The following is a 24,453-nucleotide window of genomic DNA, read 5'->3' on the forward strand; positions in this document are numbered from 1 at the left end:
TCAGACGACTACCCAGCAGATGATGTTTTCATTCGCCACTAGTCATTTGCCCTTTTCAAACGGGAAAGTTGATTATTGTCCTCTTATGAGATATGATAGGAGAAAAAGGAGAGAAAAACTATGTCAACATTTGCAGAATATTTCACACCCATCGTGGCTCAAGAAGCTGAGCAATACCTTAAAACAGCGGATGAATTCATCCTTTTCATCGGACGTCCAACGTGTCCTTACTGCCGCCGTTTTGAACCAAAATTGACTCAAGTAGCCAAAGACAATGATTTGACGGTTTATTATTTAAACAGCGAAAATCAAGATTCTATGACACAAGATTTGCGTTTAACTTACAACATTCCAACAGTTCCAGCCCTTGTGGTGGCTAAGTCAGGCAAGGTTCGTGTGGTCTGCGATTCTTCATTATCAGAAGCCGTTATTTTAGACTTCATCAACCAAGACTAAGGGCTCTGTTATGGAAATCAATCATTACGACTACATCGTCATTGGTGCGGGTTCTGGCGGGATTGCTTCAGCCAATCGTGCCGCTATGCACGGTGCCAAGGTTATTTTATTTGAAGGCAAGGACATTGGCGGTACCTGTGTTAATCTAGGCTGCGTGCCTAAAAAAGTCATGTGGTATGGAGCACAGGTTGCTGAAACGCTAAACACCTACGCTGCGGAATATGGTTTTCAGGTCAAGGACACGGCGTTCGATTTTCAAACCCTAAAAGCCAATCGTCAGGCTTATATCGATCGTATTCATGCCTCTTATGAGAGAGGTTTTGACCATAATGGGGTTGAGCGTGTCAAAGCCTACGCTAGCTTTTTAGACGCCCATACGGTTGAAGCAGCTGGCAAATATTACACGGCGCCGCACATTCTCATTGCGACGGGGGGTCATGCCCTTTATCCTGACATTCCAGGGGCAGAATACGGTATGACCTCAGACGGCTTTTTTGCTTTGGATGATGTTCCAAAACGCACGGCTGTTGTCGGCGGTGGTTACATTGCGGTTGAATTGGCTGGGGTGCTTGAGGCACTCGGTTCGAAAACGCATCTCTTCGTTCGCTATGACCGTCCTTTGCGTCGCTTTGATAAAGACATCGTTGTAACACTCGTGGATAATATGGCTAAAAACGGACCGCATCTGCATACGAATGCCATACCAAAAGAAGTCCTCAAAAATGCAGACGGCAGTTTAACCATTGGCTTTGAAAACGGCGAATCTTACACCGTTGATGCTGTGATTTGGGCGATTGGCCGCAAGCCAAATGTCACTGGGTTTGGCATTGAAAAGGCAGGGGTTGCCCTAAATGACAAAGGATTTATCCAAACGGACGCTTACGAGAACACCTCTGTTGAAGGCTTGTATGCCCTTGGCGATGTCAATGGCAAATTGGAATTAACCCCAGTTGCCGTCAAGGCAGGCCGTCAATTATCAGAGCGTTTGTTTAACGGTCAAAGCCATGCTAAGATGGACTACACCAACGTTCCGACGGTTATTTTCAGCCACCCATCTATTGGGGCTATCGGCTACACAGAAGAAGAGGCCATCGCAAGATTTGGCAAGGACGAGATTAAGGTTTACCGTTCAAGCTTCACACCGATGTACACCGCTTTGGGCGACCATCGCCAACCTTGCGTGATGAAATTAGTCACGCTTGGTAAGGACGAAAAAGTTATCGGTTTACATGGTATCGGATATGGGGTCGATGAAATGATTCAAGGCTTTGCCGTCGCTATCAAGATGGGGGCAACCAAGGCCGATTTTGACCAAACCGTAGCCATTCACCCGACAGGCGCAGAAGAATTTGTCACCATGCGTTAGTCAAATAAACAATTCAGAAAGGCAGTTTTCAGCATTCGAAAACCGCCTTTTAAAATGCACAATTTCTCCTATTTTTAAGTTGTAATTAACATGTGAAATTGTTATCATATAAGTATGTTATTACCTGAAACATTTATTGAAAAATACCGACATCTTCTTGGTTCTGAAGCAGATGCTTTTTTGGCGTCGTTTGATGACGAACCCGTCTCAGGATTCCGTGTTAATCCGCTAAAACCCGTGCAAGTCACCTTTAACGATCCTATCCCCAATACACCTTGGGGATATTATGGCAAGGTCAACGGCAAGTCGTCTGAGCACGTGTCAGGATTGGTTTATTCGCAAGAACCCGCTGCTCAGATAGTGGGACAAGTTGCTGCGCCAAAAGAAGGCATGCGAGTGTTGGACTTGGCAGCCGCTCCAGGAGGAAAATCCACACATCTATTGAGTTACCTTAATAACACAGGGGTTTTGGTTAGCAATGAAATTTCCACCAAGCGTAGTAAAATTTTAGTGGAAAACATTGAGCGTTTTGGTGCCAGAAATGTTGTTGTGACCAACGAAAGTTCTCAAAAATTAGCCAAGGTATTTCCAGAGTATTTTGACCTGATTGTTTTTGATGGTCCTTGTTCTGGTGAGGGCATGTTTCGTAAGGACCCATCTGCCATTCAGTATTGGCATGAGGATTACCCAGCAGAATGTGCGGCTTTGCAAAAGGAGATTTTAGCAGAAGCCATGACCATGCTGGCTCCTGGCGGCACACTGCTTTATTCGACTTGTACTTGGTCGCCTGAGGAAAATGAAGGCGTGGTAAGCTGGTTGCTAGACAACTACGAAAGCTTAGAATTGCTCCCAATTGACAAAATCAATGGCATGATTGGGGGAATTGATATGCCTGAAGTGGCTCGCATGTATCCCCATCATTTTAAAGGGGAAGGGCAGTTTGTGGCGAAGTTGCGAGATACTAGACCTCCTAAAACGCGTCGCATCAAGCCAACTTCTTCTCGTTTGAACAAGACGCAATTGACCTTGTGGCAGGATTTTGCTAAAAAGCATCTAACCGTTGATTTGAAAGGGACGCTGCAAACCTTTGGTGATAATCTCTATCTCTTGCCTGAGGGCTTGCCTGATTTAGCCAAGTTAAAAATTGCCCGAAACGGCCTGCATCTAGGAACCTTTAAAAAGAACCGCTTTGAGCCGTCTTTTGCCTTGGGTTTGGCCCTTTCTCCTCAAGAAGTGACCCAATTTGTTGAAATTGATATAGAACAGTTCAAACATTATGCATCAGGAAATGTCGTGCCGCTCGACACTTCGCTAGCAAACGGCTGGTATTTGGTCACGGTAGAAGGGAACGGCATAGGCTTTGCCAAAATCACAGGAAAGGTACTTAAAAATTACTTTCCAAAAGGTTTACGATTTTACTCGTAAACTGTTATAGATATCATTTATCAAAATAAGTTGAGAAGCACTTTGCAAATGCTTCCTTAATATGTTACTATTTTTTTGTAAGGTATTTGTAAGAGGCTTGTAAAGTTTATCTCATGGGGTGTACCTTATATTTTCAAATAAGTAGGAATCATAAATGAAACAAATGAAAAAATGTAGCTTTCTCATGCTAATTGCTTCAATGGTCGTCATCTTATCGGGATGTGCGAGTTGGATTGATAAAGGACAGTCGATTACCAGCGTTGGTTCTACGGCCTTGCAGCCACTTGTAGAAGCTGCTGCTGATGAGTTTTCTTCAATCCACGTTGGGAAGATCATTAACGTCCAAGGGGGCGGGTCTGGTACTGGGTTATCGCAAGTACAATCTGGTGCGGTCCAAATCGGGAACAGTGACCTGTTCGCAGAAGAAAAAGACGGTATCGATGCTTCCTTATTAGTGGACCACCAAGTTGCCGTTGCAGGTCTTTCAGTGATTGTCAATAAAAAGGTTAATGTGAAAAACCTATCACTAGAACAACTGCAAAAGATTTTCACTGGTGAGATTACCAACTGGAAAGAAGTAGGCGGTCAAGACCTACCAATTTCAATCATTAATCGTGCCGCTAGTTCAGGTTCACGTGCGACCTTTGACAGTGTTGTGATGAAAGGAAAAACAGCCATCCGTAGTCAAGAACAAGATTCAAATGGTATGGTTAAATCCATCGTTTCACAAACACCAGGAGCCATTTCTTATTTGGCATTTGCCTATGTTGACGATAGCGTCAAAACACTTGATTTAAACGGTTATTCTCCGACAGCTGAAAATGTAACAACTAATAACTGGCCACTCTGGTCTTACGAACACATGTACACTAAAGGTGAGCCAACAGGTTTGACAAAAGAATTTTTGGATTTTGTCATGAGCGACGAAGTGCAAAACGGTATTGTCAAACAAATGGGTTATATTTCTGTTAATGATATGAAAGTAACCAAGTCAGCTGACGGTACAATAACAGCAAAATAAGGAGAAGTGATGAAAAATCAAGAACTGGAAAAACAATTAACCTCGCCGTCAAAAAATTCGCGCTTGGAAAAATTTGGTCGAGGCATTACATTTTTTTGCCTAGTCTTAATTGTTTTTATTGTGGCAATGATTCTCGTCTTTGTTGCCCAAAAAGGGCTATCGACTTTCTTTGTCAATAAAGTCAATCCACTAGCCTTCTTATTCGGCGGAAAATGGAATCCAAGCTCAGGATCATTTGGAGCCCTTCCAATGATTTTAGGGTCGTTCATCGTAACCATTTTATCAGCCATTATCGCTACACCGATTGCCATTGGTGCAGCCGTATTTATGACTGAGATTTCTCCAAAATACGGTGCGAAAATTTTACAGCCAGCGATTGAATTGTTGACTGGTATTCCATCTGTTGTTTATGGATTTATCGGTTTGCAAGTCATTGTGCCATTTGTACGCTCAATCTTTGGCGGAACAGGTTTTGGTATTCTATCAGGGGTATGCGTCTTGTTTGTCATGATTTTACCAACTGTGACCTTCATGACGGTTGATAGTTTAAAAGCTGTCCCTAGACATTACAAAGAAGCTAGTTTGGCAATGGGCGCAACTCGTTGGCAAACCATTTGGCGTGTAATTTTGAACGCTGCAAGACCTGGTATTTTTACGGCGGTTATCTTTGGTATGGCACGTGCCTTCGGTGAAGCCTTGGCCATCCAAATGGTGGTGGGAAATTCAGCCGTTATTCCAACGTCATTAACCACACCAGCAGCAACCCTAACATCCGTCCTAACGATGGGAATTGGTAATACTGTCATGGGAACTGTTCAAAATAACGTCCTATGGTCATTAGCCTTAGTTTTACTTTTGATGAGTCTTGGATTCAACATGCTCGTTAAATTTATTACAAGAGAAAGAAAGAGAAATTATGCACGCTAAAAAAATAGATAAAATAGCAACAACCGTTCTCTACACCATTGCAGGAATCATTGTTGCGATTTTGGCATCGTTATTGCTTTATATTCTAGTTAAGGGGCTTCCTCACGTTAGCTGGTCATTTTTAACAGGACGTTCATCGTCTTATGAAGCTGGTGGAGGTATCGGGATCCAACTCTATAACTCCCTCTTTCTTTTGGTGATTACCTTAATCATCTCTATTCCCCTATCACTGGGAGCTGGTATTTACCTATCAGAATATGCTCGAAAAGGGCGTTTGACGAACTTTATCCGTACCTGTATTGAAATCTTGTCATCACTTCCATCAGTGGTTGTTGGTTTGTTTGGGTATTTGATTTTCGTTGTTCAATTCCAATACGGTTTCTCAATCATCTCTGGTGCCCTTGCCCTTACGGTCTTTAACTTGCCACAGATGACTCGTAACGTTGAGGATGGTTTGCGAAATGTTCACCACACACAACGCGAAGCTGGTTTGGCTCTTGGTTTGTCACGCTGGGAAACGGTTATTCATGTCGTTGTACCAGAAGCCCTTCCAAGTATTGTCACAGGTATCGTGCTTGCTTCAGGTCGTATTTTTGGTGAAGCCGCTGCCCTTATCTACACAGCAGGTCAGTCAGCGCCAGCTCTTGATTGGTCAAACTGGAATCCACTAAGTGTTACCAGTCCAATTTCTATTTTCCGTCAAGCAGAAACCTTGGCCGTACACATTTGGAAAGTTAACAGTGAAGGAACCATTCCAGATGCGACCCAAGTTTCTCAAGGTAGTGCAGCAGTCTTGTTGATTTTCATCTTGATTTTTAACTTATTAGCTCGTTACATCGGCAGAAGACTTCATGCAAAATTAACGTCAGCAAACTAAAGGAGAAGAGATGGCAGATTACAACTGGAATGAAAGACATATTATCACCTTTCCTGAGGATAAATTGGCTTTAGCTACCAAAGATTTGCATGTCTATTATGGGCAAAAAGAAGCCATCAAGGGCATTGATATGCAATTTGAAAAAAATAAAATCACAGCCCTTATCGGTCCATCAGGATGTGGGAAATCAACCTTCTTACGCAGTTTAAATCGCATGAACGATACGATTGATATTGCTAGAGTAACAGGTGAAATTCTTTACGAAGGCATTGACGTGAACGCTAAAAACATCAATGTTTATGAAATGCGTAAGCACATCGGAATGGTATTCCAACGACCAAACCCTTTTGCCAAATCCATTTATAAAAACATCACCTTTGCTTATGAGCGTGCAGGGATTAAAGACAAGCAATTCTTGGATGAAGTGGTTGAAACCTCTCTGAAACAAGCAGCATTGTGGGATCAGGTTAAAGATGACCTTCACCATTCTGCCTTTACCTTATCAGGTGGGCAACAACAACGTTTGTGTATTGCTCGTGCCATTGCGGTTAAACCAGATATCTTGCTCATGGATGAGCCTGCGTCAGCCCTTGACCCAGTAGCAACCATGCAGTTAGAAGACACCATGTTTGAGTTGAAGAAAAATTACACCATTATCATCGTAACGCACAACATGCAACAAGCAGCTCGTGCTAGTGATTACACCGCCTTTTTCTACCTTGGAGATTTGATTGAGTACGATAAGACCAACAACATCTTCCAAAATGCAAAACTCAAATCAACAAGTGACTACGTGTCAGGACACTTTGGTTAGGAAGGACAGAGATGACAGAACCTATTTTAAAAGTTAGCGATTTATCTGTTTATTACAACAATAAAAAAGCGCTCAATAATGTATCCATGAATTTCTATCCTAACGAAATTACCGCTTTGATTGGTCCATCAGGTTCTGGGAAATCAACCCTCCTACGTTCTATCAATCGTATGGGGGACTTGAATCCAGAAGTGACTCTTACAGGCTCTATTGTCTATAACGGTCACAATATTTATAGCCCTAGAACGGATACTGTTGAGTTGCGTAAGGAAATCGGTATGGTGTTCCAACAACCTAACCCGTTTCCAATGTCTATATATGAAAACGTGGTTTATGGCTTACGTTTGAAAGGCATTCGCGATAAACAAGTGCTTGATGAAGCTGTGGAATCTTCTCTCATTGGGGCATCTATTTGGGATGAAGTGAAAGACCGTTTACACGATTCAGCTCTTGGCTTGTCAGGTGGTCAGCAACAACGTGTCTGTGTGGCTCGTGTTTTAGCAACCAGTCCAAAAATTATTTTGTTGGACGAACCGACATCTGCCCTTGACCCGATTTCAGCAGGAAAAGTCGAAGATACACTGTACGGCTTAAAAGAGAAATATACCATGCTCATTGTTACACGTTCGATGCAACAAGCGTCGCGTATTTCAGACCGAACAGGGTTCTTCCTTGACGGCAATCTCGTTGAATACGGTGAAACACATGAGATGTTCATGAATCCAAAACAAAAAGAAACAGAAGATTATATTACAGGAAAATTTGGTTAATATTTAGGAAGTATCATATAAGGGAGGCGATATAATGTTGAGGTCAAAATTCGATGATGAATTAGAAAAACTGCATAACCAGTTTTATGCGATGGGAACTGAGGTTTTATCACAAATCAATAAAACAGTGCGTGCGTTCATTAGCCACGACCGCGAATTAGCAAAAGAGGTTATTGAAGGGGATGAGGTTGTCAATAATTTTGAAACCAAGTTGGAGAAGAAATCACTTGAAATCATTGCCTTGCAACAACCTGTGTCACACGATTTGCGAACTGTTATCACAGTTCTGAAAGCCTCAAGCGATGTGGAACGTATGGCTGACCATGCTGCTTCTATTGCAAAAGCGACTATCCGTGTCAAAGGTGAAACCCGTTTGCCAGAGGTTGAAGAAGAAATCAAGAAAATGGGGAAAGCCGTGCGTAGCATGGTAGAAGAAGCTCTTGATGTTTATATTACAGGTGACGAAGAAAGAGCTTATGAAGTCGCTGCTTCTGATGAAGTCATCGATAACTATTTCCGTGAAATCCAAAACATGGCAGTTGAAGCTATCCGTCAACAACCTGATACGGTTTTTGCAGGAAAAGAATACCTTCAAGTCATCACCTATTTAGAACGTATCGGTGATTATGCCCGCAATATTTGTGAATGGGTGGTTTATCTCAAAACAGGTAAAATTATCGAATTGTAAGGCAACTCACTTACTTTTTGTAGGTTAGGTCTGACAGATAGGCCCTGTTTGTGGTATAATATTAGGGTTCGGTGGTCTTTATGCCACTAGAGTTAGTGATAATTAATCAAATTAAAGTGAGGGATGAGGCATCAAACCTCATTTCTGTATTCTAAAGGAGTTATATGAAAACTGTAGAACATTTTATTGAAAAATTTGTTCCTGAAAATTACAACATTTTTCTTGACATCAATCGTACTGAAAAATCATTTTCAGGAAATGTCGCTATTACCGGTGAAGCTTTAGACAATGTCATTTCATTCCACCAAAAAGATTTAACCATTGCATCTGTTTTATTGGACAATCAAAACTTGGATTTCAAGGTTGATAACCAACAAGAATCACTTAGTATTGACCTACCAGAAACAGGGACAATTACACTTGTGATTGAATTCTCAGGAAAAATCACGGATAACATGACAGGTATCTACCCATCTTATTACACAGTAGATGGCATGAAAAAAGAAGTAATTTCAACACAGTTTGAAAGCCACTTTGCTCGTGAAGCCTTCCCATGTGTTGACGAACCTGAAGCAAAAGCAACCTTTGATTTGAGCATCAAATTTGACCAAGCTGCTGATGAAATTGTTCTATCAAACATGCCTGAAGTGGATGCAGAACGCCGCAAAGAAACAGGTCTTTGGACTTTTGATACCACTCCACGCATGTCATCATATCTTTTAGCCTTTGCACTTGGTGATTTGCAAGGTAAAACAGCATCAAGTAAAAACGGAACAGAAGTTGGTGTCTTCTCAACCAAAGCCCACAATCCAAAAACATTGGATTTTGCCTTGGATATCGCTGTTCGCGTGATTGATTTTTACGAAGATTATTTTGGTGTTCGCTACCCTATCCCATTGTCATACCACGTGGCACTTCCTGACTTCTCAGCTGGTGCTATGGAAAACTGGGGCTTGGTAACTTACCGTGAAGTGTACTTGCTCGTTGATGAAAATTCTACCGTTAAGAGCCGTCAAAATGTTGCGCTTGTCGTTGCTCACGAATTAGCTCACCAATGGTTTGGTAACCTAGTAACCATGAAATGGTGGGATGACCTATGGCTTAACGAATCATTTGCTAACATGATGGAATACGTGTCTATCGACGCTATTGAACCTTCTTGGAACATCTTTGAAGATTTCCAAACAACAGGTGTGCCTTTAGCACTTCAACGTGATGCGACTGACGGTGTGCAATCTGTTCACGTAGCTGTTAACCACCCAGATGAAATTAATACCTTATTTGACCCTGCCATTGTTTATGCTAAAGGAAGCCGCTTGATGCACATGCTTCGTCGTTGGCTCGGTGATGATGATTTCAGAGCAGGTTTGAAGATTTACTTTGAAAAACACCAATACAGCAATACCATCGGTCATGACCTTTGGGATGCCTTGTCAGAAGCATCAGGCAAAGACGTTGCTGCCTTTATGGATGCTTGGTTGGAACAACCAGGTTACCCAGTTGTGACAGCAGAAGTAGTAGATGATACGCTTGTTCTTAGCCAAAAACAATTCTTCATCGGAGAAGGACAAGACCAAAACCGTATCTGGCCAATTCCATTGAATACCAACTGGACAGGCTTGCCAGAAACCTTGACTGAAGAACGCCTTGCTATTCCAAACTTTAGCCAATTAGCCGCTCAAAATGAAGGTGCGCTTCGTTTGAACACTGCTAATACAGCTCACTACATCACTAATTACAAAGGTCAATTGTTGAAGGCTGTTCTTAACCAATTAACAGAACTTGATACCACATCAAAACTACAAGTAGTTCAAGAACGCCGTCTTTTGGCTGAAAGTGGTGAGATTTCTTATGCGGAATTGATTCCATTATTGACTAAATTGACAGACGAAACTTCTTACCTTGTGTCTGAAGCAATTGCGCAAGTTGTGGATGGTTTGGATATGTTTATGGACGAAGGTAGTGAAGCCCAAGCTGAATTCAAAGCCTTGGTTAACCGTTTGATGCAAAAGAATTATGACCGTCTAGGATTTGAACCACAAGTTGGAGAATCTGACGAAGATGAAATGGTTCGTCAAAAAGCGATTAGCTTGATGCTTTATGCAGACAATGCGGACGCCGTGGCTAAAGCCGAAGAAATCTTTGACGCTCACAAAGAAAACATCGAATCTATCCCTGCTTCAATCCGCTTATCTGTTTTGGCCAACCAAGTAAAACACGCTGAAACAGAAGAATTGGTATCATTATACTTGGATTGCTACGTTAAGACTAATGATGGTAACTTCCGTCGTCAATTGGCTGCTGCCTTGTCTAACACCAAAGAAAAAGCAACCGTTGAGCGCATCTTGGGCGAATTGAAAAACAAAGATGTTGTGAAACCGCAAGACCTTGCCATGAGCTGGTACCGTCCATTCCTTAACAAGGACTTCTCACAAGGAGCCTTCTGGAATTGGGCTTGTGAAAACTGGGATTGGATTACCTCTGCACTTGGAGGCGATATGAGTTTTGACAAATTTGTCATTTACCCAGCTAACACTTTCAAAACACCTGAACGTTTGGAAGAATACAAAGCCTTCTTTGAACCACAATTAGATAACATGGCTATCAGCCGTAACATCACAATGGGTATTAAAGAAATTTCAGCTCGTATCAACTTGATTAACACAAGCAAAGCTGCTGTTGAAAGTGCTTTGGCTGAACTATAAAAAGAATGACCATTAAAATCATTAAAAACGTTTGAGGCAGCTCAAACGTTTTTAACTGTTATCTGATTTAGCTAGTCTTAAGTTATCTGGGCTAGAATAATAAAAATATGATTTACATGAACTTAAGAGGATGTTAATAAGATTGTAAGGAGATAGCCTATGATTAAGATTTTGTTAGTTGAAGATGATTTGAGCTTGTCAAATTCTGTCTTTGATTTCTTGGATGATTTTGCGGATGTGATGCAGGTTTTTGACGGTGAAGAAGGTCTTTATGAAGCTGAAAGTGGGGTCTATGACTTGATTTTGCTTGACCTTATGTTACCTGAAAAAGACGGTTTCCAAGTGCTTAAAGAATTGCGTGAAAAAGGTATTTCGACGCCTGTTTTGATTATGACAGCGAAAGAAAGCCTTGATGATAAGGGGCATGGTTTTGAGTTGGGAGCAGATGATTACTTGACTAAGCCTTTCTACCTTGAAGAGTTGAAAATGCGTATTCAGGCCCTTTTGAAACGCTCTGGAAAATACAATAGCAATACCTTGTCTTACAAAGAAGTGACCGTTGATACCGCGACAAATACCACAACTGTTGACGGAAAAGTCGTTGAATTGCTTGGTAAAGAATTTGATTTGTTGGTTTACTTTTTACAAAACCAAAACGTTATTTTGCCAAAATCACAAATTTTTGACCGTTTGTGGGGATTTGACAGTGATACGACCATTTCGGTGGTGGAAGTCTATGTGTCTAAAATACGCAAAAAATTGAAGGGAACTGAGTTTGCCAAAAACCTTCAAACACTGCGTAGTGTGGGGTACATTCTAAAAGATGCGGAATAAGTGGTCTAAGAAATTACTATCAGGGACAACCTTTTCGCATTTCTTCCATTTCTTCGCGGTCTTTACAGGTATTTTCATCGTCATGACTGTTATTATCTTGCAAATCATGCGTTTTGGTTTGTATTCGACAGTGGATACCAATTTGCAAAATGCTGCTTATAATGCTAATGATTATGTCGCTCGGACGATGAAGCGCAGCGATTCTTTGCAGGTTGATGATTCGGACTATGAATCCTTTTTTGCGGATGAAAATGGCAGCAAACTCAAATCAGCCCTCAACGGCGAAACGCTAACCAATGTGAGTGTTCTTTTGTACGATAAAAAGGGCAAGATTTTAAATGCCTTGGACGCCTTTCTCCAATTTGGTGCTTTATCTTACAGCCTTGATGAGGATAGCATTGGGGAGATTAAAGAGGAAAAAATCAAAACCATTTTCGGGCAAAATGAAAAATACCATGTGCTAACGGTCAAAGTCGATGATGCGGATTATCCAGCGATTAAGTACGCAACTTTTTTGATTAGCGTGCGGCAGCTGGATGAAGCTAATGAACGTTACGTGACCATTACGATCACAGTCATGGTGATTTTCTGGATGATTTCCATTTTGGCGAGCATCTACCTTGCCAATTGGACGCGTAAGCCGATTTTGGAAAGTTATGAAAAGCAAAAAGCCTTCGTGGAAAATGCCAGTCACGAATTGCGGACGCCATTAGCTGTTTTGCAAAACCGTTTGGAAGGTTTGTTTAGAAGACCTAATGACACGATTTTAGATAATAGCGAAAGCATTGCGGCTAGCCTTGACGAAGTCCGTAATATGCGCTTTTTGATTACCAATTTGCTCAATTTGGCTCGGCGAGATGATGTCTTGAAGGTTGATTTAGAAATGATTCAGCCAACCATGTTCGATGAAGTCTTTGAAAATTACAGCCTCATTGCCGAGGAGAGTAATCGTATCTTTATTGGGCAAAATCTAGCTACCCACCCGATCAAATCAGACCGTGTCTTACTCAAACAATTGATGACCATCTTATTTGATAATGCCATTAAGTACACGGATGAAGATGGCGTGGTTGAATTTACCGTTAAAACAACGGAAAGACACACCATTATCACGGTTGCGGACAATGGTATCGGTATTAGTGATAGCGATAAGCTGAAGATTTTTGACCGATTCTACCGAGTGGACAAGGCAAGAACGCGTCAAAAGGGTGGATTTGGTTTAGGCTTGTCCCTAGCTCAACAAATCGTGGACGCCCTAAAGGGAACCATTACAGTCAAAGACAATACACCTAAAGGAACAATTTTTGAAGTGCGTTTTAACCACCATTATTGATAAACACAAAAAGGTATTGGATTTTCTCCAATACCTTTTTGTGTGGTAATAAAAAAACTCCATTTGGAGTTTTCATTGGATATTAGTTAGCCAATTTAGCAGCAAGACGTGCTTTATCGCGGCTAGCTTTATTTTTGTGAATCAACCCTTTTGATTCAGCTTTATCGATGCTAGAAGAAGCAGCGCGGAAAAGCTCTTCAGATGGGTTAGCTTCAAATGCTTTGATAGCAGAACGCATAGCTGATTTTTGTGCTGAGTTTTTAGCGTTTTGTTTAACGTTAAGTTCAGCGCGTTTGATAGCTGATTTAATATTTGCCAATGTTTTCACCTCCAAATTAATCTAACTATATCATTATATAGAATTTCTTGACTTTTGGCAAGTCTTTATCACTTTTTCAAATAAATTCTATCAATTTTGTGATCAGAAGTCTTGTGTAAAATCAATTCTGCTCGGTTTCGTGTGGGTTCGATGTATTTTTTCAAATTCACGAGATTGATGCTTCCCCAAGTATCCTCAGCAATTTTAAGGACATCTTCACGCTCCATATGCACAAAGCGGTGGTAGTAATTGTTTTTATCTGTCTTAGCCAACTCGAGCAAACTATCGAAACGTTCCAAATACCATTTTTTGATGTTATTGATATCAGCATCAATGTAAATGGAAAAATCAAAGTAACCTGTCATGTAAAGGCGAGTGTTTTTCTGATTTTGAAAGACATTGATTCCTTCAAGAATGAGAAAATCAGGCGACTGAATCACTTGCTTTTCATCAGGTAAAATATCGTAGATTTCATGCGAGTAAACAGGAATTTCAGCCGTCATGCCATTTTTTATAGAATCGAGGAAGTTCAAGAGCAACTCCATGTTATAGCTTTCAGGAAAGCCTTTGCGGTTCAATATCTGCCGTTCCATAAGCACGCTATTGGGGTAAATGAAGCCATCTGTCGTGACCATTTCCACTTTGCTATTTTTAAATGTCCGTGATAAAAGGATTTGCAGCAGACGACTAGTAGTTGATTTGCCAACAGCTACCGAACCAGAAATACCGATGATAAAAGGACGCTGGCAGGCTTCTTTCTTTAGAAAAATACTTTTAGCAAAAGAGAGGTTTTCTTGTGCCTTTTTATAAATCTGAATCAGGCTAATCAATGGTAAATACACATCAATCACGTCTTGAATGCTGATTTTATCGTTAAGGCTTTTGATAGCTTCAAGTTCTTCTGCCGTCAAGAGAGGTTTGGTATGTTGGTGCAATTCTTGCCAAGATTCTCGAGAAATGTCGTTAAAATTGATAAACTCACGTGTCATGTTACGCTCCTACTGAGGTTATTGCTTCATTATAGCATTTTATAACCTAATTGAAAACCATTACAATATATGATAAAATAATAAAACGTTTGAGAAGGAGTAGGGAAATGACAAAGACAAATATGTATTATGAAGAAAATCCAGACAGCGCTCACGATATTCATGAGTTGAAGGTTACCTTGTTAGGACAACACTTTTCTTTTTTGACCGATTCTGGTGTTTTTTCTAAAAAAATGATTGATTATGGAAGTCAAGTGCTTCTCAATGCGGTTTCTTTTGAAGCAGGAAAGACGCTTTTGGACCTTGGGTGTGGTTATGGTCCCTTAGGAATTGCCTTAGCAAAGGTGCAAGGAGTGAAGCCAACCATGGTTGATGTCAATAACCGTGCCCTTGATTTGGCCCGTAAAAACGCTGAGAAAAATGGGATTTCGGCCACTATTTTCCAGTCAAATGTCTATGAGCAAGTGGAAGGAATTTTTGATTACATCATCACCAATCCTCCTATTAGAGCAGGAAAACAAATTGTGCATGAAATGATTGGTGAAAGCATCACGCATCTTAATTCGGGTGGTAGCTTGACGCTAGTTATTCAGAAAAAGCAAGGAGCACCAAGTGCCAAAGCTAAAATGGAAGACGTTTTTGGCAATGCTACCATTTTAAAACGCGACAAAGGTTATTATATTTTACAAAGCATTAAAGAGTGAACCAACCTTTTCTAAAGGGCCTTAGTAGCCTTCTTTAGAAAAGGTTTTTGTATCTTTATAGAACATTATTAGAATTTTTATAAAATAATAATAGAAAAAAGCGGGCAAAACTATTTCCTCTCCCTTACTAATTCTTGTCAATTAGCTATATATAAGATGAAAAAGTTCAGTAAAATCCGATAGTTCTTATGTGTATAAATAAATGTGACATGGTTGTCACAATTGATATTATCGGATTTTAGGGCAATTTCCTTGTTTTTTCTTGATAGAAGGATACTTCGGATTTTACAATTTTGTTTCATTGTAAAAAAATGATAAAAAGGACTTACATATTTTGAAAAAAATGGTAAAATATAAAGGGTTTGTTTTTTAGGAAACGATCAAAATAGATCAGAAAGGGGCAAAAATGCCTATTAATCAGTACATTGATCATACGTTATTAAAACCCGAAAGTACCCAAGAGCAAATTGATCACTTGCTTTCAGAAGCGGTTGAGTATCAGTTTGCTAGCGTCTGTGTCAATCCGACTTGGGTGGCTCATTGTGCGAAAACCTTGGCTGGTACTGGCGTAAAAGTCTGTACAGTGGTTGGCTTTCCTTTGGGAGCAAACACAAGCAGCGTAAAAGCTTTTGAAACTAAAGATGCCATCGCAAACGGTGCAGATGAAATCGATATGGTTATCAACGTCGGTCAGTTAAAATCAGGTCAGTACGAAGTCGTAAAAGCAGATATTCGTGCAGTTGTTGAGGCTAGCCAAGACAAGTTGGTCAAGGTCATCATTGAAACGTGTCTGCTTACCAATGACGAAAAAGTTAAAGCGTGTCAATTAGCGGTATCTGCTGGCGCAGATTTTGTGAAAACCTCAACTGGTTTTTCAGCGGCTGGCGCCACGGTTGAAGATATCGTGTTGATGCGTGAAACGGTTGGCCCTAATATTGGCGTTAAGGCAGCTGGCGGTGCACGTTCTTACGAAGATGCTGAAGCTTTCATTGAAGCAGGTGCTACTCGAATTGGAACGTCATCAGGTGTTGCCATCGTTAGTGGTGAAACCGTGACAGAAGGTTACTGAACTTTTTAGTAACTTGATAATAAAGACGGTCGTGATGATAGTCATGTGGTTGATGCCACAGTTTTAAAGCTTTATAGCCTGTTGTATGGATTGAGTCGTCTGACTCGATAAATTTGCAATCTTATTGCGTGTATTTTTAAGGAGGAGTTCATTTTCATGAACAAAAAAATTGTTGGTCTTGGTCTTGCTGCCGTTGCAGCATTGAGTCTAGCTGCATGTAGTCGTTCTAACTCATCATCTGATTCAGATTCTAAAGTGAAAGTTGCCCTTGTTACAGATACTGGTGGTATTGATGATAAATCATTTAACCAATCAGCTTGGGAAGGTCTTCAAGCTTGGGGCAAAGAACACGATTTGAAGAAAGATACTGACTACACATTCTTCCAATCTAATAGTGAGTCAGATTACGCGACAAACCTTGATTCTGCTGTTTCAAATGGTTACAACCTTGTTTTTGGTATTGGTTACAACCTTCACGATGCTGTAGATCAGGCTGCTCAAGACAATAAAGACGTTAACTACGTTATCGTTGATGATGTTGTTTCTGGTTACGACAACGTTGAGAGTGTTCTGTTCGCAGATAACGAAGGAGCCTACCTTGCCGGTATCGCTGCCGCTATGCAAAGTAAAACAAAACACGTTGGTTTTGTAGGTGGTGTTGAATCAGATACAATCACACGTTTTGAAGCTGGATTTAAGGCTGGTGTTGAATCAGTAGATAGTTCAATCAAAGTGGATGTTCAATACGTTGGTTCATTTGCTGATTCTGCTAAGGGTAAGACAATTGCTGCGACTATGTACGCTGGTGGTGCTGACGTTATCTATCAAGCAGCTGGTGGTTCAGGTACTGGTGTATTCTCTGAAGCCAAAGAAATCGATGAAAAATTACCGGCAGATAGTGATAAAAAAGTTTGGGTTATCGGTGTTGACCGTGACCAAGCAGACGAAGGTGACTACAAAGCTTCAAACAAAGAAGAATCTAACTTTGTCTTGACTTCTACAATCAAGAAAGTTGGCCAAGTCGTTCAAGATATCTCTAACGAGCAACTTGAAGGCAAGAAGTTTGAGGGTGACCAAACAAAAACATATGGTCTTGCTGATGGTGGTATTGATATTACAACAAGCAGCCTTCCTGACAACATTAAGGAAGCTGTTGAGTCAGCAAAACAAAAAATTATCGACGGTGACATCACTGTTCCAGATGGTTTAAGTGATTAATTGTCGTTCTTTAAGCGCGGCCGAGAGGTCGCCTTTTTAACAGCTGAGGAACTTTTAATTTTCTCCTCAGTTAAGCTCATTAATGAGAGTAATGGGCTTAACTGACTTAAAGATAATTATATTGAAAGGATTAACATGGCAGAAGAAAAAGTCATTGAAATGCGTGACATTACTAAAAAATTTGGTGATTTTGTTGCCAATGACCATATTAATTTAGATGTTCGTAAGGGTGAGATTCATGCACTTTTGGGAGAAAACGGTGCAGGTAAATCAACATTGATGAACATTCTCTCAGGTTTATTACAACCAACCAGCGGGGATATTTGGGTAAGAGGTGAAAAGGTTAAACTGGATTCGCCTACTAAAGCCTCAAAAATAGGAATCGGAATGGTGCACCAACACTTTATGTTGGTTGAAGCGTTCACAGTTGCTGAAAACATCATTTTGGGGAATGAAACAATCTCAACAGGTGGTGTGCTTAATTTGAAAAAAGCTAGCGAAGAGATCAAAGCTTTGTCGGAACGATATGGTTTAGCGGTGGATCCTTCTGCTAAAATTTCAGACCTAACAGTCGGTGCACAACAACGTGTGGAAATTTTGAAAACCTTGTATCGTAACGCTGACATTATCATCTTTGATGAGCCGACAGCCGTTTTGACACCGTCTGAAATCGCAGAATTGCTAAATATCATGCGTAATTTGACTAAAGAAGGCAAATCAATCATTTTGATTACGCACAAATTGGACGAAATTCGTGCGGTTGCCGACAGGGTAACGGTTATCAGACACGGTCAATCTATTGAAACTGTTCCAGTTGCTAATTCAACCAGTGAAGAATTGGCTGAGATGATGGTTGGACGTGCCGTTTCCTTCAAAACAGAAAAACAAGCAGCTAATCCAAAAGAAGTTGTCTTGTCTGTTAAAGATTTGGTGGTTAATGAAAATCGTGGAGTGCCGGCCGTGAAGAATTTGTCATTGGATGTGCGTGCGGGTGAAATTGTCGGGCTTGCTGGTATTGATGGCAATGGTCAAAGTGAATTGGTAGAAGCCATTACTGGACTTCGCAAAGTCGAATCAGGTCGCATTGTTATCAAAGGTGAAGACATGACCAACAAACGTCCACGTAAAATTACAGAACTTGGTGTTGGGCATGTGCCAGAAGACCGCCACCGTGACGGAATGGTTCTTGATATGACCATTGCTGAAAACATTGTTTTGCAAACGTACTACAAAGAGCCGTTTAGCAAAAATGGTTTCTTGAATTATAAAAACATTAATGAACATGCTCGCAAATTGATGTCAGAATTTGACGTTCGTGCGGCAAATGAATTAGTATCAGCTGGCTCACTTTCAGGTGGTAACCAACAGAAAGCCGTTATCGCTCGTGAAATTGACTTGAACCCTGATTTGTTAGTCGTTAGCCAACCAACCCGTGGTTTGGACGTCGGTGCGATTGAATACATCCGTAAACGTTTAATTGCAGAACGTGACAAAGGGAAAGCTGTCTTAGTGATTAGTTTTGAATTGGATGAAATTTTGGATGTTTCTGACCGTATTGCCGTTATTCACGATGGTAAAATTCAAGGTATGCTAGATGCTAGTCAAACAAACAAACAAGAACTTGGTATTTTGATGGCTGGGGGCCATGTGACAAAGGAGGAAGCTAATGTCTAAACAAACACAACGCTGGGCAGTTCCTTTAATAGCTGTTTTTCTAGGGATGTTACTAGGAGCAGTGCTCATGCTCATCTTTGGTTATAACCCATTTTGGGCTTATAACGACTTGCTTTACACTGCATTTGGTTCTATCAAAAATATTGGTGAAATTTTTCGTGCTATGGGGCCACTTATCTTGATTGCCCTTGGTTTCTCAGTTGCTTCTAAAGCTGGTTTCTTCAATATCGGACTTCCAGGACAAGCCTTGATTGGTTGGGTAATGGCTGGCTGGTTTGCCCTTTCTTTCCCTGATTTGCCAAAACCAATCTCAGTTCTTTGTACTATTGTGATTGGTCTTGTGGCTGGAGGATTGGCTGCAGCTGTCCCAGGTATTTTACGTGCTTATCTTGGAACAAGTGAAGTTATTGTAACTATCATGATGAACTACATTATCTTGTACTCAACACAATACCTCATTCAAGACGTCTTTTCAGATAGCATCATGCGTACGACAGAAGCTACGATCAAAGTTTCTCAAAACGCATCTTATCAAATTGAATGGTTGTCTAACTTGACGAACCACTCACGTATTAATATCGGTATTTTCATTGCCTTAATTGCTGTGGTTATCGTATGGTTTATGATGAAGAAAACCACACTTGGTTATGAAATCACTTCTGTGGGGATTAACCCACATGCTTCAGAATATGCAGGGATGTCATCAAAACGCCTTATCATCATGTCTATGGTGATTTCAGGTGCCCTTGCAGGACTTGGTGGAACAGTCGAAGGACTTGGAACTTTTGAAAATGTTTATACGCAAACAAGTTCACTTAGCATTGGTTGGGATGGTATGGCCGTATCACTATTAGCGATCAATAATGCCATTGGGATTCCGTTTGCAGCTTTCTTGTATGCAGTACTTTCCGTTGGTAAGACTGGTATGATTGGCGTTCCTTCAGAGATTGTTGATGTTATTTCAGCTTTCATTATCTTCTTTGTTGGTTCTGATTACATTATCCGTCGTTTTCTTAACTCTAAAAAAGTAGAAGGAGGAAAATAAAATGACTTTTACAACAACATTAGCCTTATTAGTTTCTTCCATGCTCATTTATTCTGCACCACTTATTTTCACAAGTATCGGTGGAACCTTCTCAGAACGTGGTGGGGTTGTCAACGTTGGTCTTGAAGGTATCATGGTTATGGGGGCTTTCTCAGGGGTTCTCTTCAATCTAAGCTGTGCAGATGTGTTTGGCAGTGCGACACCTTGGATTGCTTCTTTGGTGGGAGGAGTTGTAGGACTTCTATTTTCTCTTCTTCATGCTGTTGCGACCATTAACTTCCGTGCAGATCATATCGTGTCTGGTACGGTATTGAACTTGATTGCTCCGTCACTAGCCGTTTTCCTTTGCCGTTTCTTATTTGGTAAAGGACAAACCAATACCATTTCAGAGACCTTTGGTCGTTTCTCATTCCCTGTTTTAAAAGATATCCCATTTATCGGTCAAGTCTTTTTCAACAACACGTCATTGGTTGCTTATGTGGCTATTCTTATTTCATTTGTATCTTGGTTTATCTTGTTCAAGACTCGCTTTGGTCTTCGCCTCCGTTCTGTTGGTGAACACCCTCAAGCAGCGGATACACTTGGAATCAATGTTTACCTCATGCGTTATTTAGGGGTTATGATTTCAGGGTTCTTCGGTGGTATTGGTGGTGCGGTTTATGCTCAAACCATTTCAAATAACTTCGCCGTTACAACGATCGCAGGACCTGGATTTATCGCTCTTGCAGCCATGATTTTCGGACGTTGGAATCCAGTCGGTGCCATGCTATCAAGTCTATTCTTCGGCTTGTCACAATCATTGGCAATCATCGGAGCACAATTACCGCTCTTCTCAAACATTCCATCTGTTTACCTCAAAATCACACCATACGTCTTAACAATTGTTGTTTTAGCAGTCTTCTTTGGTCAATCCGTGGCTCCTAAAGCAGATGGTGTCAACTATATCAAATCAAAATAAGAACATAAAAAGAGGGAAATTTCCCTCTTTTTTAGTCTTCAACTAAGTTATCTGCTAACCCTACCAACTCTTCAGCGTCAGCTGCTTGTTTTTGACGAACAAAGTAATCTTTGGTTTCTGAAATAATGATTGGTGAAAGAGCCAACAAAGCGATTAGGTTTGGTAGAGCCATTAGACCATTCACGATGTCAGCAAGCACCCAAATCAAATCCAGTTTGAGGAAACCACCCAAGGCAACCATAATGACAAAGATAATACGGTAGAGTTTGATGTATTTGGTTCCAAAAAGGAATTCAAAACAACGTTCACCGTAGTAAGACCAGCCTAGGATAGTTGTAAAAGCAAACAAAACAAGGCAGAAGGTTAAAGCATGAATACCTGGTGTTCCAAAAACAGATGCAAAGGCTGATTGGGTAAGTGGTGCCCCTTCGAGTCCTGCGACTTTCCACTGTCCTGTTACCATGATAGAAAGTCCTGTTAAGGTACAAATGATAATGGTATCGATAAAAGTCCCTGTCATTGAGATAAGCCCTTGTTCCACAGGCTCTTTTGTTTTGGCAGCTGCAGCCGCGATAGGAGCAGAACCAAGCCCAGATTCATTTGAAAAGACTCCGCGTGCAATCCCTTTTTGAATAGCTTCTTTAACAACCGCACCTGTAAATCCACCAACAGCAGCCGTACCAGTGAAGGCTCCTTTGAAAATAGCATTAAAAGCAGGCACGATTTGCTCACTATGCACAAAAATAACAATCAATGTTGCCGTGATGTAAACGACGGCCATGAAAGGCACCACTTTTTCAGCAACTTTTGAAATGGATTGGATACCGCCAAAGATAACAATAGCCACGATGACGGCAATCACAATGCTGACAATCTGAGGCGATAGCGCAAAGGAATTTTCAAGTGATGATGTGATGGAATTAACCTGAGAAAACGTTCCAATTCCAAAATAAGCGACTAAGATACCTGCAATGGCAAAGAAGGTTGCCAAAGGTTTCCAGCGTTTGCCCATCCCATTGACAATGTAGTACATGGGGCCACCTGAAACTTCCCCGTTGTCATCGATTGTACGGTATTTGATAGCTAGAAGTCCCTCAGCGTACTTGGTCGCCATTCCAAAGAAAGCAGCAACCCACATCCAAAATAGTGCCCCTGGACCACCTGATTTGATAGCGGTTGCAACTCCCACGATGTTTCCTGTTCCAACAGTGGCGGCAAGTGCAGTCGCTAAGGCAGCAAAACTGGAAATATCCCCTTGCCCTTTGTCATCCGCAAAAATTAAGCGAAAGGCTTTTGGCAATCGCGTGACTTGGAGTAAGCCAAGGCGAACAGTGAAGTAAAAGCCTGTTCCCACTAGCAAGATAAGCAGTGGTGCACCCCAGACGACATTGTCAAGACTGTTAAAAAAATTGAGCATCATTCTTTTTCTCCCTATACCATATCTCCCAAACGATGCTATTACAAAAGGAGCTATCATTACGATAACTCCTGAAAAGTGATAGGAAAATACCTGCTGGTACTCAAAAAAACAAGAGCCTACAAGTATTTCTTATCTTCTGTCCTTTTGCCTGAGAGTTTGAGTTGTCTGTGACAACTTTGCCCCTTCGGCGCCTGTATCCACGTTTCTAACGTGGTGATGATTGTCATCATCAGGTCTCTCCAGAAGTCCGTCCGTCATCCAGTCCTGTCTTAGACACCTGAGAGCGTAACTCCTTCGGCGAAAGGAAAACCTTTCTTCTCCTGAATAACATCATTCGGTTTGCTATTAAATTTTCAAATATGATAACAAAAAAAGCGAACTTTGTCAATGAGATATTCTAAAATGTTTGGAAACTAACTCTCTGATAGGAGAATTTCCGTCAACATTTGGACAATTTGCTCAATTTGTGGGGCCGTAATATTGGCATAGTTCACGATGAAGGCATTGGTAGATTGGGGCTTGTGGTGTTGGTAGTAGTGGGAGATAGGCGTTAGTTGCAAGCCTTTTTGCCGACTTTTCTGGCAAATGGCATCTTCAGACAAGTGGCTGTCAATAGTCATGATAAAGTGCAGCCCTGATTCTTGTTCATGGATGCTGATGTAATCCTTTAGCGGGCTAGCCTTTAAGCAGGTAATCAATTCATCCCGTTTTTTCTGGTAAAAAAGCCGCATCCGATTTAAATGCTTATCAAAATAACCTTCTTGGATAAAAGCAGCCAGTGTGTACTGTTCCAGATTAGAAACGGTATTGGCATAAAAGCTGAGCTTTTTTTCAAAGACTTCCAGCAATTGTGGGGGCAAAATCATATAACTCATGCGAAGGGTTGAAGCTAGGCTTTTGCTGAAGGTGTTGATGTAAATCACTCGGCCTGAGCAATCAATTTCTTGCAAACTAGGGATTGGTAAGCCCTGAAAACGAAACTCACTATCGTAATCGTCTTCTATGATATAGCGATCTCCTTGACTAGCCCAGCTCAGCAAGTCATAGCGTTTGCTAACAGATAAAATAGCACCTGTTGGAAATTGATGTGACGGAGATAAATGAACCATATCAGCCTTACTTTTTTGGAGTTGTGCCACACTAAGCCCGTCTTTTTCCATTGCAATGGGGACTTGTATTATGTTGAATTGTCGGTAAATCTTGGTGATTTTAGGATAGGAAGGCTCCTCCACCGCCACAGTCTTATCTAGACCCAGCAGCTGAATCAGTAGGGTGTAGAGGTATTCCGTTCCCGCCCCGATGACAATCTGCCTAGGGTCCACCACCATGCCACGGTAATCATTTAAATGTTGGGCAATAGCTTGTCTGAGTTCCCAAAGCCCTTGGCTAGGTGAGGCTTGCATCAATTCAGTTTGGTGGTTATTAAGCACCTGACGGAGCAATTTGGACCAAGTGGCAAAGGGAAAGGTTTCAGGATTGGTCTGATTATTGCTAAGGTTAAGGCTGGGCGAGGTAGCATCTGACCTGGTTTTTGGAAGAGAAACTAACCTTGCTGTTTTTCTCACCATCGGACGTTGAGACTTGATATCTGCTACAAAAAAGCCTTTTTTAGCTTGGCTGTAAATGTAACCTTCTGCCTTTAATTGCTGGTAACTGGTTTCCACCGTTACAATGGAAACGCCTAGATGCTTGGCTAGGCTTCTTTTTGAGGGCAATTTGTCCTGCGACCTTAGGACGCCCTTGGTAATGTCTGTTTTTATCGCTCGATACAGTTGTTCGTAAAGTGGGATTTTGGCCTGTGCGTCCAAAGTGTAAGTTAGCATAATTCTCCAATCTGACCT

General features: G+C 41.1%; 22 protein-coding genes and 1 riboswitch. Of the genes, 18 read left to right on the top strand and 4 right to left on the bottom strand.

The window, feature by feature from the left end; translation table 11 throughout:
- The first annotated feature begins 120 nt into the window (after positions 1–120).
- The 12 genes from traF (at position 121) to B3R79_RS02615 (ending at position 13,216) form a co-directional block, all read left to right on the top strand.
- Positions 121–456: a conjugal transfer protein TraF gene (gene traF / locus B3R79_RS02560; RefSeq protein WP_293693558.1), complete on the top strand. Its 336-nt coding sequence runs from the start codon at positions 121–123 to the stop codon at positions 454–456.
- A 10-nt stretch (positions 457–466) separates the two neighbouring features.
- Entirely contained in the window at positions 467–1,822 is a 1,356-nt protein-coding gene (gene gorA, locus B3R79_RS02565) for a glutathione-disulfide reductase (protein WP_293693560.1), read from the top strand.
- A 114-nt stretch (positions 1,823–1,936) separates the two neighbouring features.
- Positions 1,937–3,247: an RsmF rRNA methyltransferase first C-terminal domain-containing protein gene (locus tag B3R79_RS02570; RefSeq protein ID WP_293693562.1), complete on the top strand. Its 1,311-nt coding sequence runs from the start codon at positions 1,937–1,939 to the stop codon at positions 3,245–3,247.
- A gap of 163 nt (positions 3,248–3,410) precedes the next feature.
- Positions 3,411–4,268 carry a phosphate ABC transporter substrate-binding protein PstS gene (locus tag B3R79_RS02575; RefSeq protein WP_369945202.1) on the top strand — a complete coding sequence of 286 codons (858 nt, stop codon included), beginning with the start codon at positions 3,411–3,413 and terminating at the stop codon, positions 4,266–4,268.
- A 9-nt stretch (positions 4,269–4,277) separates the two neighbouring features.
- Entirely contained in the window at positions 4,278–5,195 is a 918-nt protein-coding gene (gene pstC, locus B3R79_RS02580) for a phosphate ABC transporter permease subunit PstC (protein WP_293693565.1), read from the top strand.
- Positions 5,185–6,072 carry a phosphate ABC transporter permease PstA gene (pstA, locus tag B3R79_RS02585; RefSeq protein WP_293693567.1) on the top strand — a complete coding sequence of 296 codons (888 nt, stop codon included), beginning with the start codon at positions 5,185–5,187 and terminating at the stop codon, positions 6,070–6,072. Before pstC ends, pstA begins: the two co-directional genes overlap by 11 nt.
- 10 nt (positions 6,073–6,082) lie before the next feature.
- On the top strand, positions 6,083–6,886 hold the full coding sequence (gene pstB, locus B3R79_RS02590) for a phosphate ABC transporter ATP-binding protein PstB (RefSeq protein WP_154454725.1): 804 nt from the start codon (positions 6,083–6,085) through the stop codon (positions 6,884–6,886).
- Positions 6,887–6,897: 11 nt separating this feature from the next.
- Entirely contained in the window at positions 6,898–7,656 is a 759-nt protein-coding gene (pstB, locus tag B3R79_RS02595) for a phosphate ABC transporter ATP-binding protein PstB (RefSeq protein ID WP_154454726.1), read from the top strand.
- 34 nt (positions 7,657–7,690) lie between these two features.
- Complete coding sequence (gene phoU, locus B3R79_RS02600; RefSeq protein WP_168260747.1) at positions 7,691–8,344, top strand: phosphate signaling complex protein PhoU; 654 nt, start codon at positions 7,691–7,693, stop codon at positions 8,342–8,344.
- A 164-nt stretch (positions 8,345–8,508) separates the two neighbouring features.
- Positions 8,509–11,049, top strand: a complete 2,541-nt coding sequence (locus tag B3R79_RS02605; RefSeq protein ID WP_293693570.1) for a M1 family metallopeptidase — start codon at positions 8,509–8,511, stop codon at positions 11,047–11,049.
- 159 nt (positions 11,050–11,208) lie between these two features.
- Entirely contained in the window at positions 11,209–11,883 is a 675-nt protein-coding gene (locus B3R79_RS02610; protein WP_154454729.1) for a response regulator transcription factor, read from the top strand.
- Entirely contained in the window at positions 11,873–13,216 is a 1,344-nt protein-coding gene (locus B3R79_RS02615; protein WP_204984364.1) for a sensor histidine kinase, read from the top strand. Before B3R79_RS02610 ends, B3R79_RS02615 begins: the two co-directional genes overlap by 11 nt.
- A gap of 82 nt (positions 13,217–13,298) precedes the next feature.
- On the opposite strand, the gene rpsT is transcribed toward B3R79_RS02615, so the two are convergent.
- Positions 13,299–13,550 (bottom strand): 30S ribosomal protein S20, encoded by a 252-nt coding sequence (gene rpsT / locus B3R79_RS02620; RefSeq protein WP_154454731.1) that lies wholly within the window; start codon positions 13,548–13,550, stop codon positions 13,299–13,301.
- A 53-nt stretch (positions 13,551–13,603) separates the two neighbouring features.
- Positions 13,604–14,524 (bottom strand): type I pantothenate kinase, encoded by a 921-nt coding sequence (gene coaA / locus B3R79_RS02625; RefSeq protein WP_293693573.1) that lies wholly within the window; start codon positions 14,522–14,524, stop codon positions 13,604–13,606.
- 107 nt (positions 14,525–14,631) lie between these two features.
- Here coaA and B3R79_RS02630 point away from each other — a divergent pair, with 107 nt between their 5' ends.
- From B3R79_RS02630 to B3R79_RS02655, 6 genes are all read left to right on the top strand, one after another.
- Positions 14,632–15,228, top strand: coding sequence for a class I SAM-dependent methyltransferase (locus tag B3R79_RS02630; protein WP_235281240.1), 597 nt, complete (start codon positions 14,632–14,634; stop codon positions 15,226–15,228).
- Positions 15,229–15,634: 406 nt separating this feature from the next.
- Positions 15,635–16,297, top strand: coding sequence for a deoxyribose-phosphate aldolase (gene deoC, locus B3R79_RS02635; RefSeq protein WP_293693575.1), 663 nt, complete (start codon positions 15,635–15,637; stop codon positions 16,295–16,297).
- A 156-nt stretch (positions 16,298–16,453) separates the two neighbouring features.
- Positions 16,454–17,515 carry a BMP family lipoprotein gene (locus B3R79_RS02640; RefSeq protein WP_293693577.1) on the top strand — a complete coding sequence of 354 codons (1,062 nt, stop codon included), beginning with the start codon at positions 16,454–16,456 and terminating at the stop codon, positions 17,513–17,515.
- A 135-nt stretch (positions 17,516–17,650) separates the two neighbouring features.
- Positions 17,651–19,189: an ABC transporter ATP-binding protein gene (locus B3R79_RS02645; protein ID WP_293693579.1), complete on the top strand. Its 1,539-nt coding sequence runs from the start codon at positions 17,651–17,653 to the stop codon at positions 19,187–19,189.
- The gene (locus tag B3R79_RS02650) at positions 19,182–20,234 is read left to right on the top strand and encodes an ABC transporter permease (RefSeq protein ID WP_293693581.1); all 1,053 of its coding nucleotides are present in this window, start codon (positions 19,182–19,184) and stop codon (positions 20,232–20,234) included. Before B3R79_RS02645 ends, B3R79_RS02650 begins: the two co-directional genes overlap by 8 nt.
- A gap of 1 nt (position 20,235) precedes the next feature.
- Positions 20,236–21,192 carry an ABC transporter permease gene (locus B3R79_RS02655; RefSeq protein WP_168260755.1) on the top strand — a complete coding sequence of 319 codons (957 nt, stop codon included), beginning with the start codon at positions 20,236–20,238 and terminating at the stop codon, positions 21,190–21,192.
- A gap of 31 nt (positions 21,193–21,223) precedes the next feature.
- Here the strand turns inward: B3R79_RS02655 and B3R79_RS02660 are convergent, their stop codons facing one another.
- A complete protein-coding gene (locus B3R79_RS02660) occupies positions 21,224–22,609 on the bottom strand; it encodes an alanine/glycine:cation symporter family protein (RefSeq protein WP_293693609.1) in 1,386 nt (461 codons plus the stop codon).
- Positions 22,610–22,738: 129 nt separating this feature from the next.
- Positions 22,739–22,865: riboswitch (glycine riboswitch) on the bottom strand.
- 160 nt (positions 22,866–23,025) lie between these two features.
- Positions 23,026–24,435 carry a PLP-dependent aminotransferase family protein gene (locus tag B3R79_RS02665; RefSeq protein ID WP_293693584.1) on the bottom strand — a complete coding sequence of 470 codons (1,410 nt, stop codon included), beginning with the start codon at positions 24,433–24,435 and terminating at the stop codon, positions 23,026–23,028.
- Between the last annotated feature and the right edge of the window lie 18 nt (positions 24,436–24,453).

Origin of the sequence: Streptococcus sp. UBA3373, from assembly GCF_002360305.1 — a bacterium.
GTDB lineage: Bacteria > Bacillota > Bacilli > Lactobacillales > Streptococcaceae > Streptococcus > Streptococcus alactolyticus.

What these genes read in the sequence shown, in the direction of transcription:
- B3R79_RS02570 (WP_293693562.1), top strand. Translation starts at nt 1,937, where the DNA reads ATGTTATTACCTGAAACATTTATTGAAAAATACCGACATCTTCTTGGT.
- B3R79_RS02630 (WP_235281240.1), top strand. Translation starts at nt 14,632, where the DNA reads ATGACAAAGACAAATATGTATTATGAAGAAAATCCAGACAGCGCTCAC.
- pstB (WP_154454726.1), top strand. Translation starts at nt 6,898, where the DNA reads ATGACAGAACCTATTTTAAAAGTTAGCGATTTATCTGTTTATTACAAC.
- pstA (WP_293693567.1), top strand. Translation starts at nt 5,185, where the DNA reads ATGCACGCTAAAAAAATAGATAAAATAGCAACAACCGTTCTCTACACC.
- B3R79_RS02655 (WP_168260755.1), top strand. Translation starts at nt 20,236, where the DNA reads ATGACTTTTACAACAACATTAGCCTTATTAGTTTCTTCCATGCTCATT.
- B3R79_RS02645 (WP_293693579.1), top strand. Translation starts at nt 17,651, where the DNA reads ATGGCAGAAGAAAAAGTCATTGAAATGCGTGACATTACTAAAAAATTT.
- B3R79_RS02575 (WP_369945202.1), top strand. Translation starts at nt 3,411, where the DNA reads ATGAAAAAATGTAGCTTTCTCATGCTAATTGCTTCAATGGTCGTCATC.
- B3R79_RS02665 (WP_293693584.1), bottom strand. Translation starts at nt 24,435, where the DNA reads ATGCTAACTTACACTTTGGACGCACAGGCCAAAATCCCACTTTACGAA.
- pstC (WP_293693565.1), top strand. Translation starts at nt 4,278, where the DNA reads ATGAAAAATCAAGAACTGGAAAAACAATTAACCTCGCCGTCAAAAAAT.
- pstB (WP_154454725.1), top strand. Translation starts at nt 6,083, where the DNA reads ATGGCAGATTACAACTGGAATGAAAGACATATTATCACCTTTCCTGAG.
- coaA (WP_293693573.1), bottom strand. Translation starts at nt 14,524, where the DNA reads ATGACACGTGAGTTTATCAATTTTAACGACATTTCTCGAGAATCTTGG.
- B3R79_RS02605 (WP_293693570.1), top strand. Translation starts at nt 8,509, where the DNA reads ATGAAAACTGTAGAACATTTTATTGAAAAATTTGTTCCTGAAAATTAC.
- gorA (WP_293693560.1), top strand. Translation starts at nt 467, where the DNA reads ATGGAAATCAATCATTACGACTACATCGTCATTGGTGCGGGTTCTGGC.
- deoC (WP_293693575.1), top strand. Translation starts at nt 15,635, where the DNA reads ATGCCTATTAATCAGTACATTGATCATACGTTATTAAAACCCGAAAGT.
- traF (WP_293693558.1), top strand. Translation starts at nt 121, where the DNA reads ATGTCAACATTTGCAGAATATTTCACACCCATCGTGGCTCAAGAAGCT.
- phoU (WP_168260747.1), top strand. Translation starts at nt 7,691, where the DNA reads ATGTTGAGGTCAAAATTCGATGATGAATTAGAAAAACTGCATAACCAG.
- B3R79_RS02640 (WP_293693577.1), top strand. Translation starts at nt 16,454, where the DNA reads ATGAACAAAAAAATTGTTGGTCTTGGTCTTGCTGCCGTTGCAGCATTG.
- B3R79_RS02660 (WP_293693609.1), bottom strand. Translation starts at nt 22,609, where the DNA reads ATGCTCAATTTTTTTAACAGTCTTGACAATGTCGTCTGGGGTGCACCA.
- B3R79_RS02610 (WP_154454729.1), top strand. Translation starts at nt 11,209, where the DNA reads ATGATTAAGATTTTGTTAGTTGAAGATGATTTGAGCTTGTCAAATTCT.
- B3R79_RS02650 (WP_293693581.1), top strand. Translation starts at nt 19,182, where the DNA reads ATGTCTAAACAAACACAACGCTGGGCAGTTCCTTTAATAGCTGTTTTT.
- B3R79_RS02615 (WP_204984364.1), top strand. Translation starts at nt 11,873, where the DNA reads ATGCGGAATAAGTGGTCTAAGAAATTACTATCAGGGACAACCTTTTCG.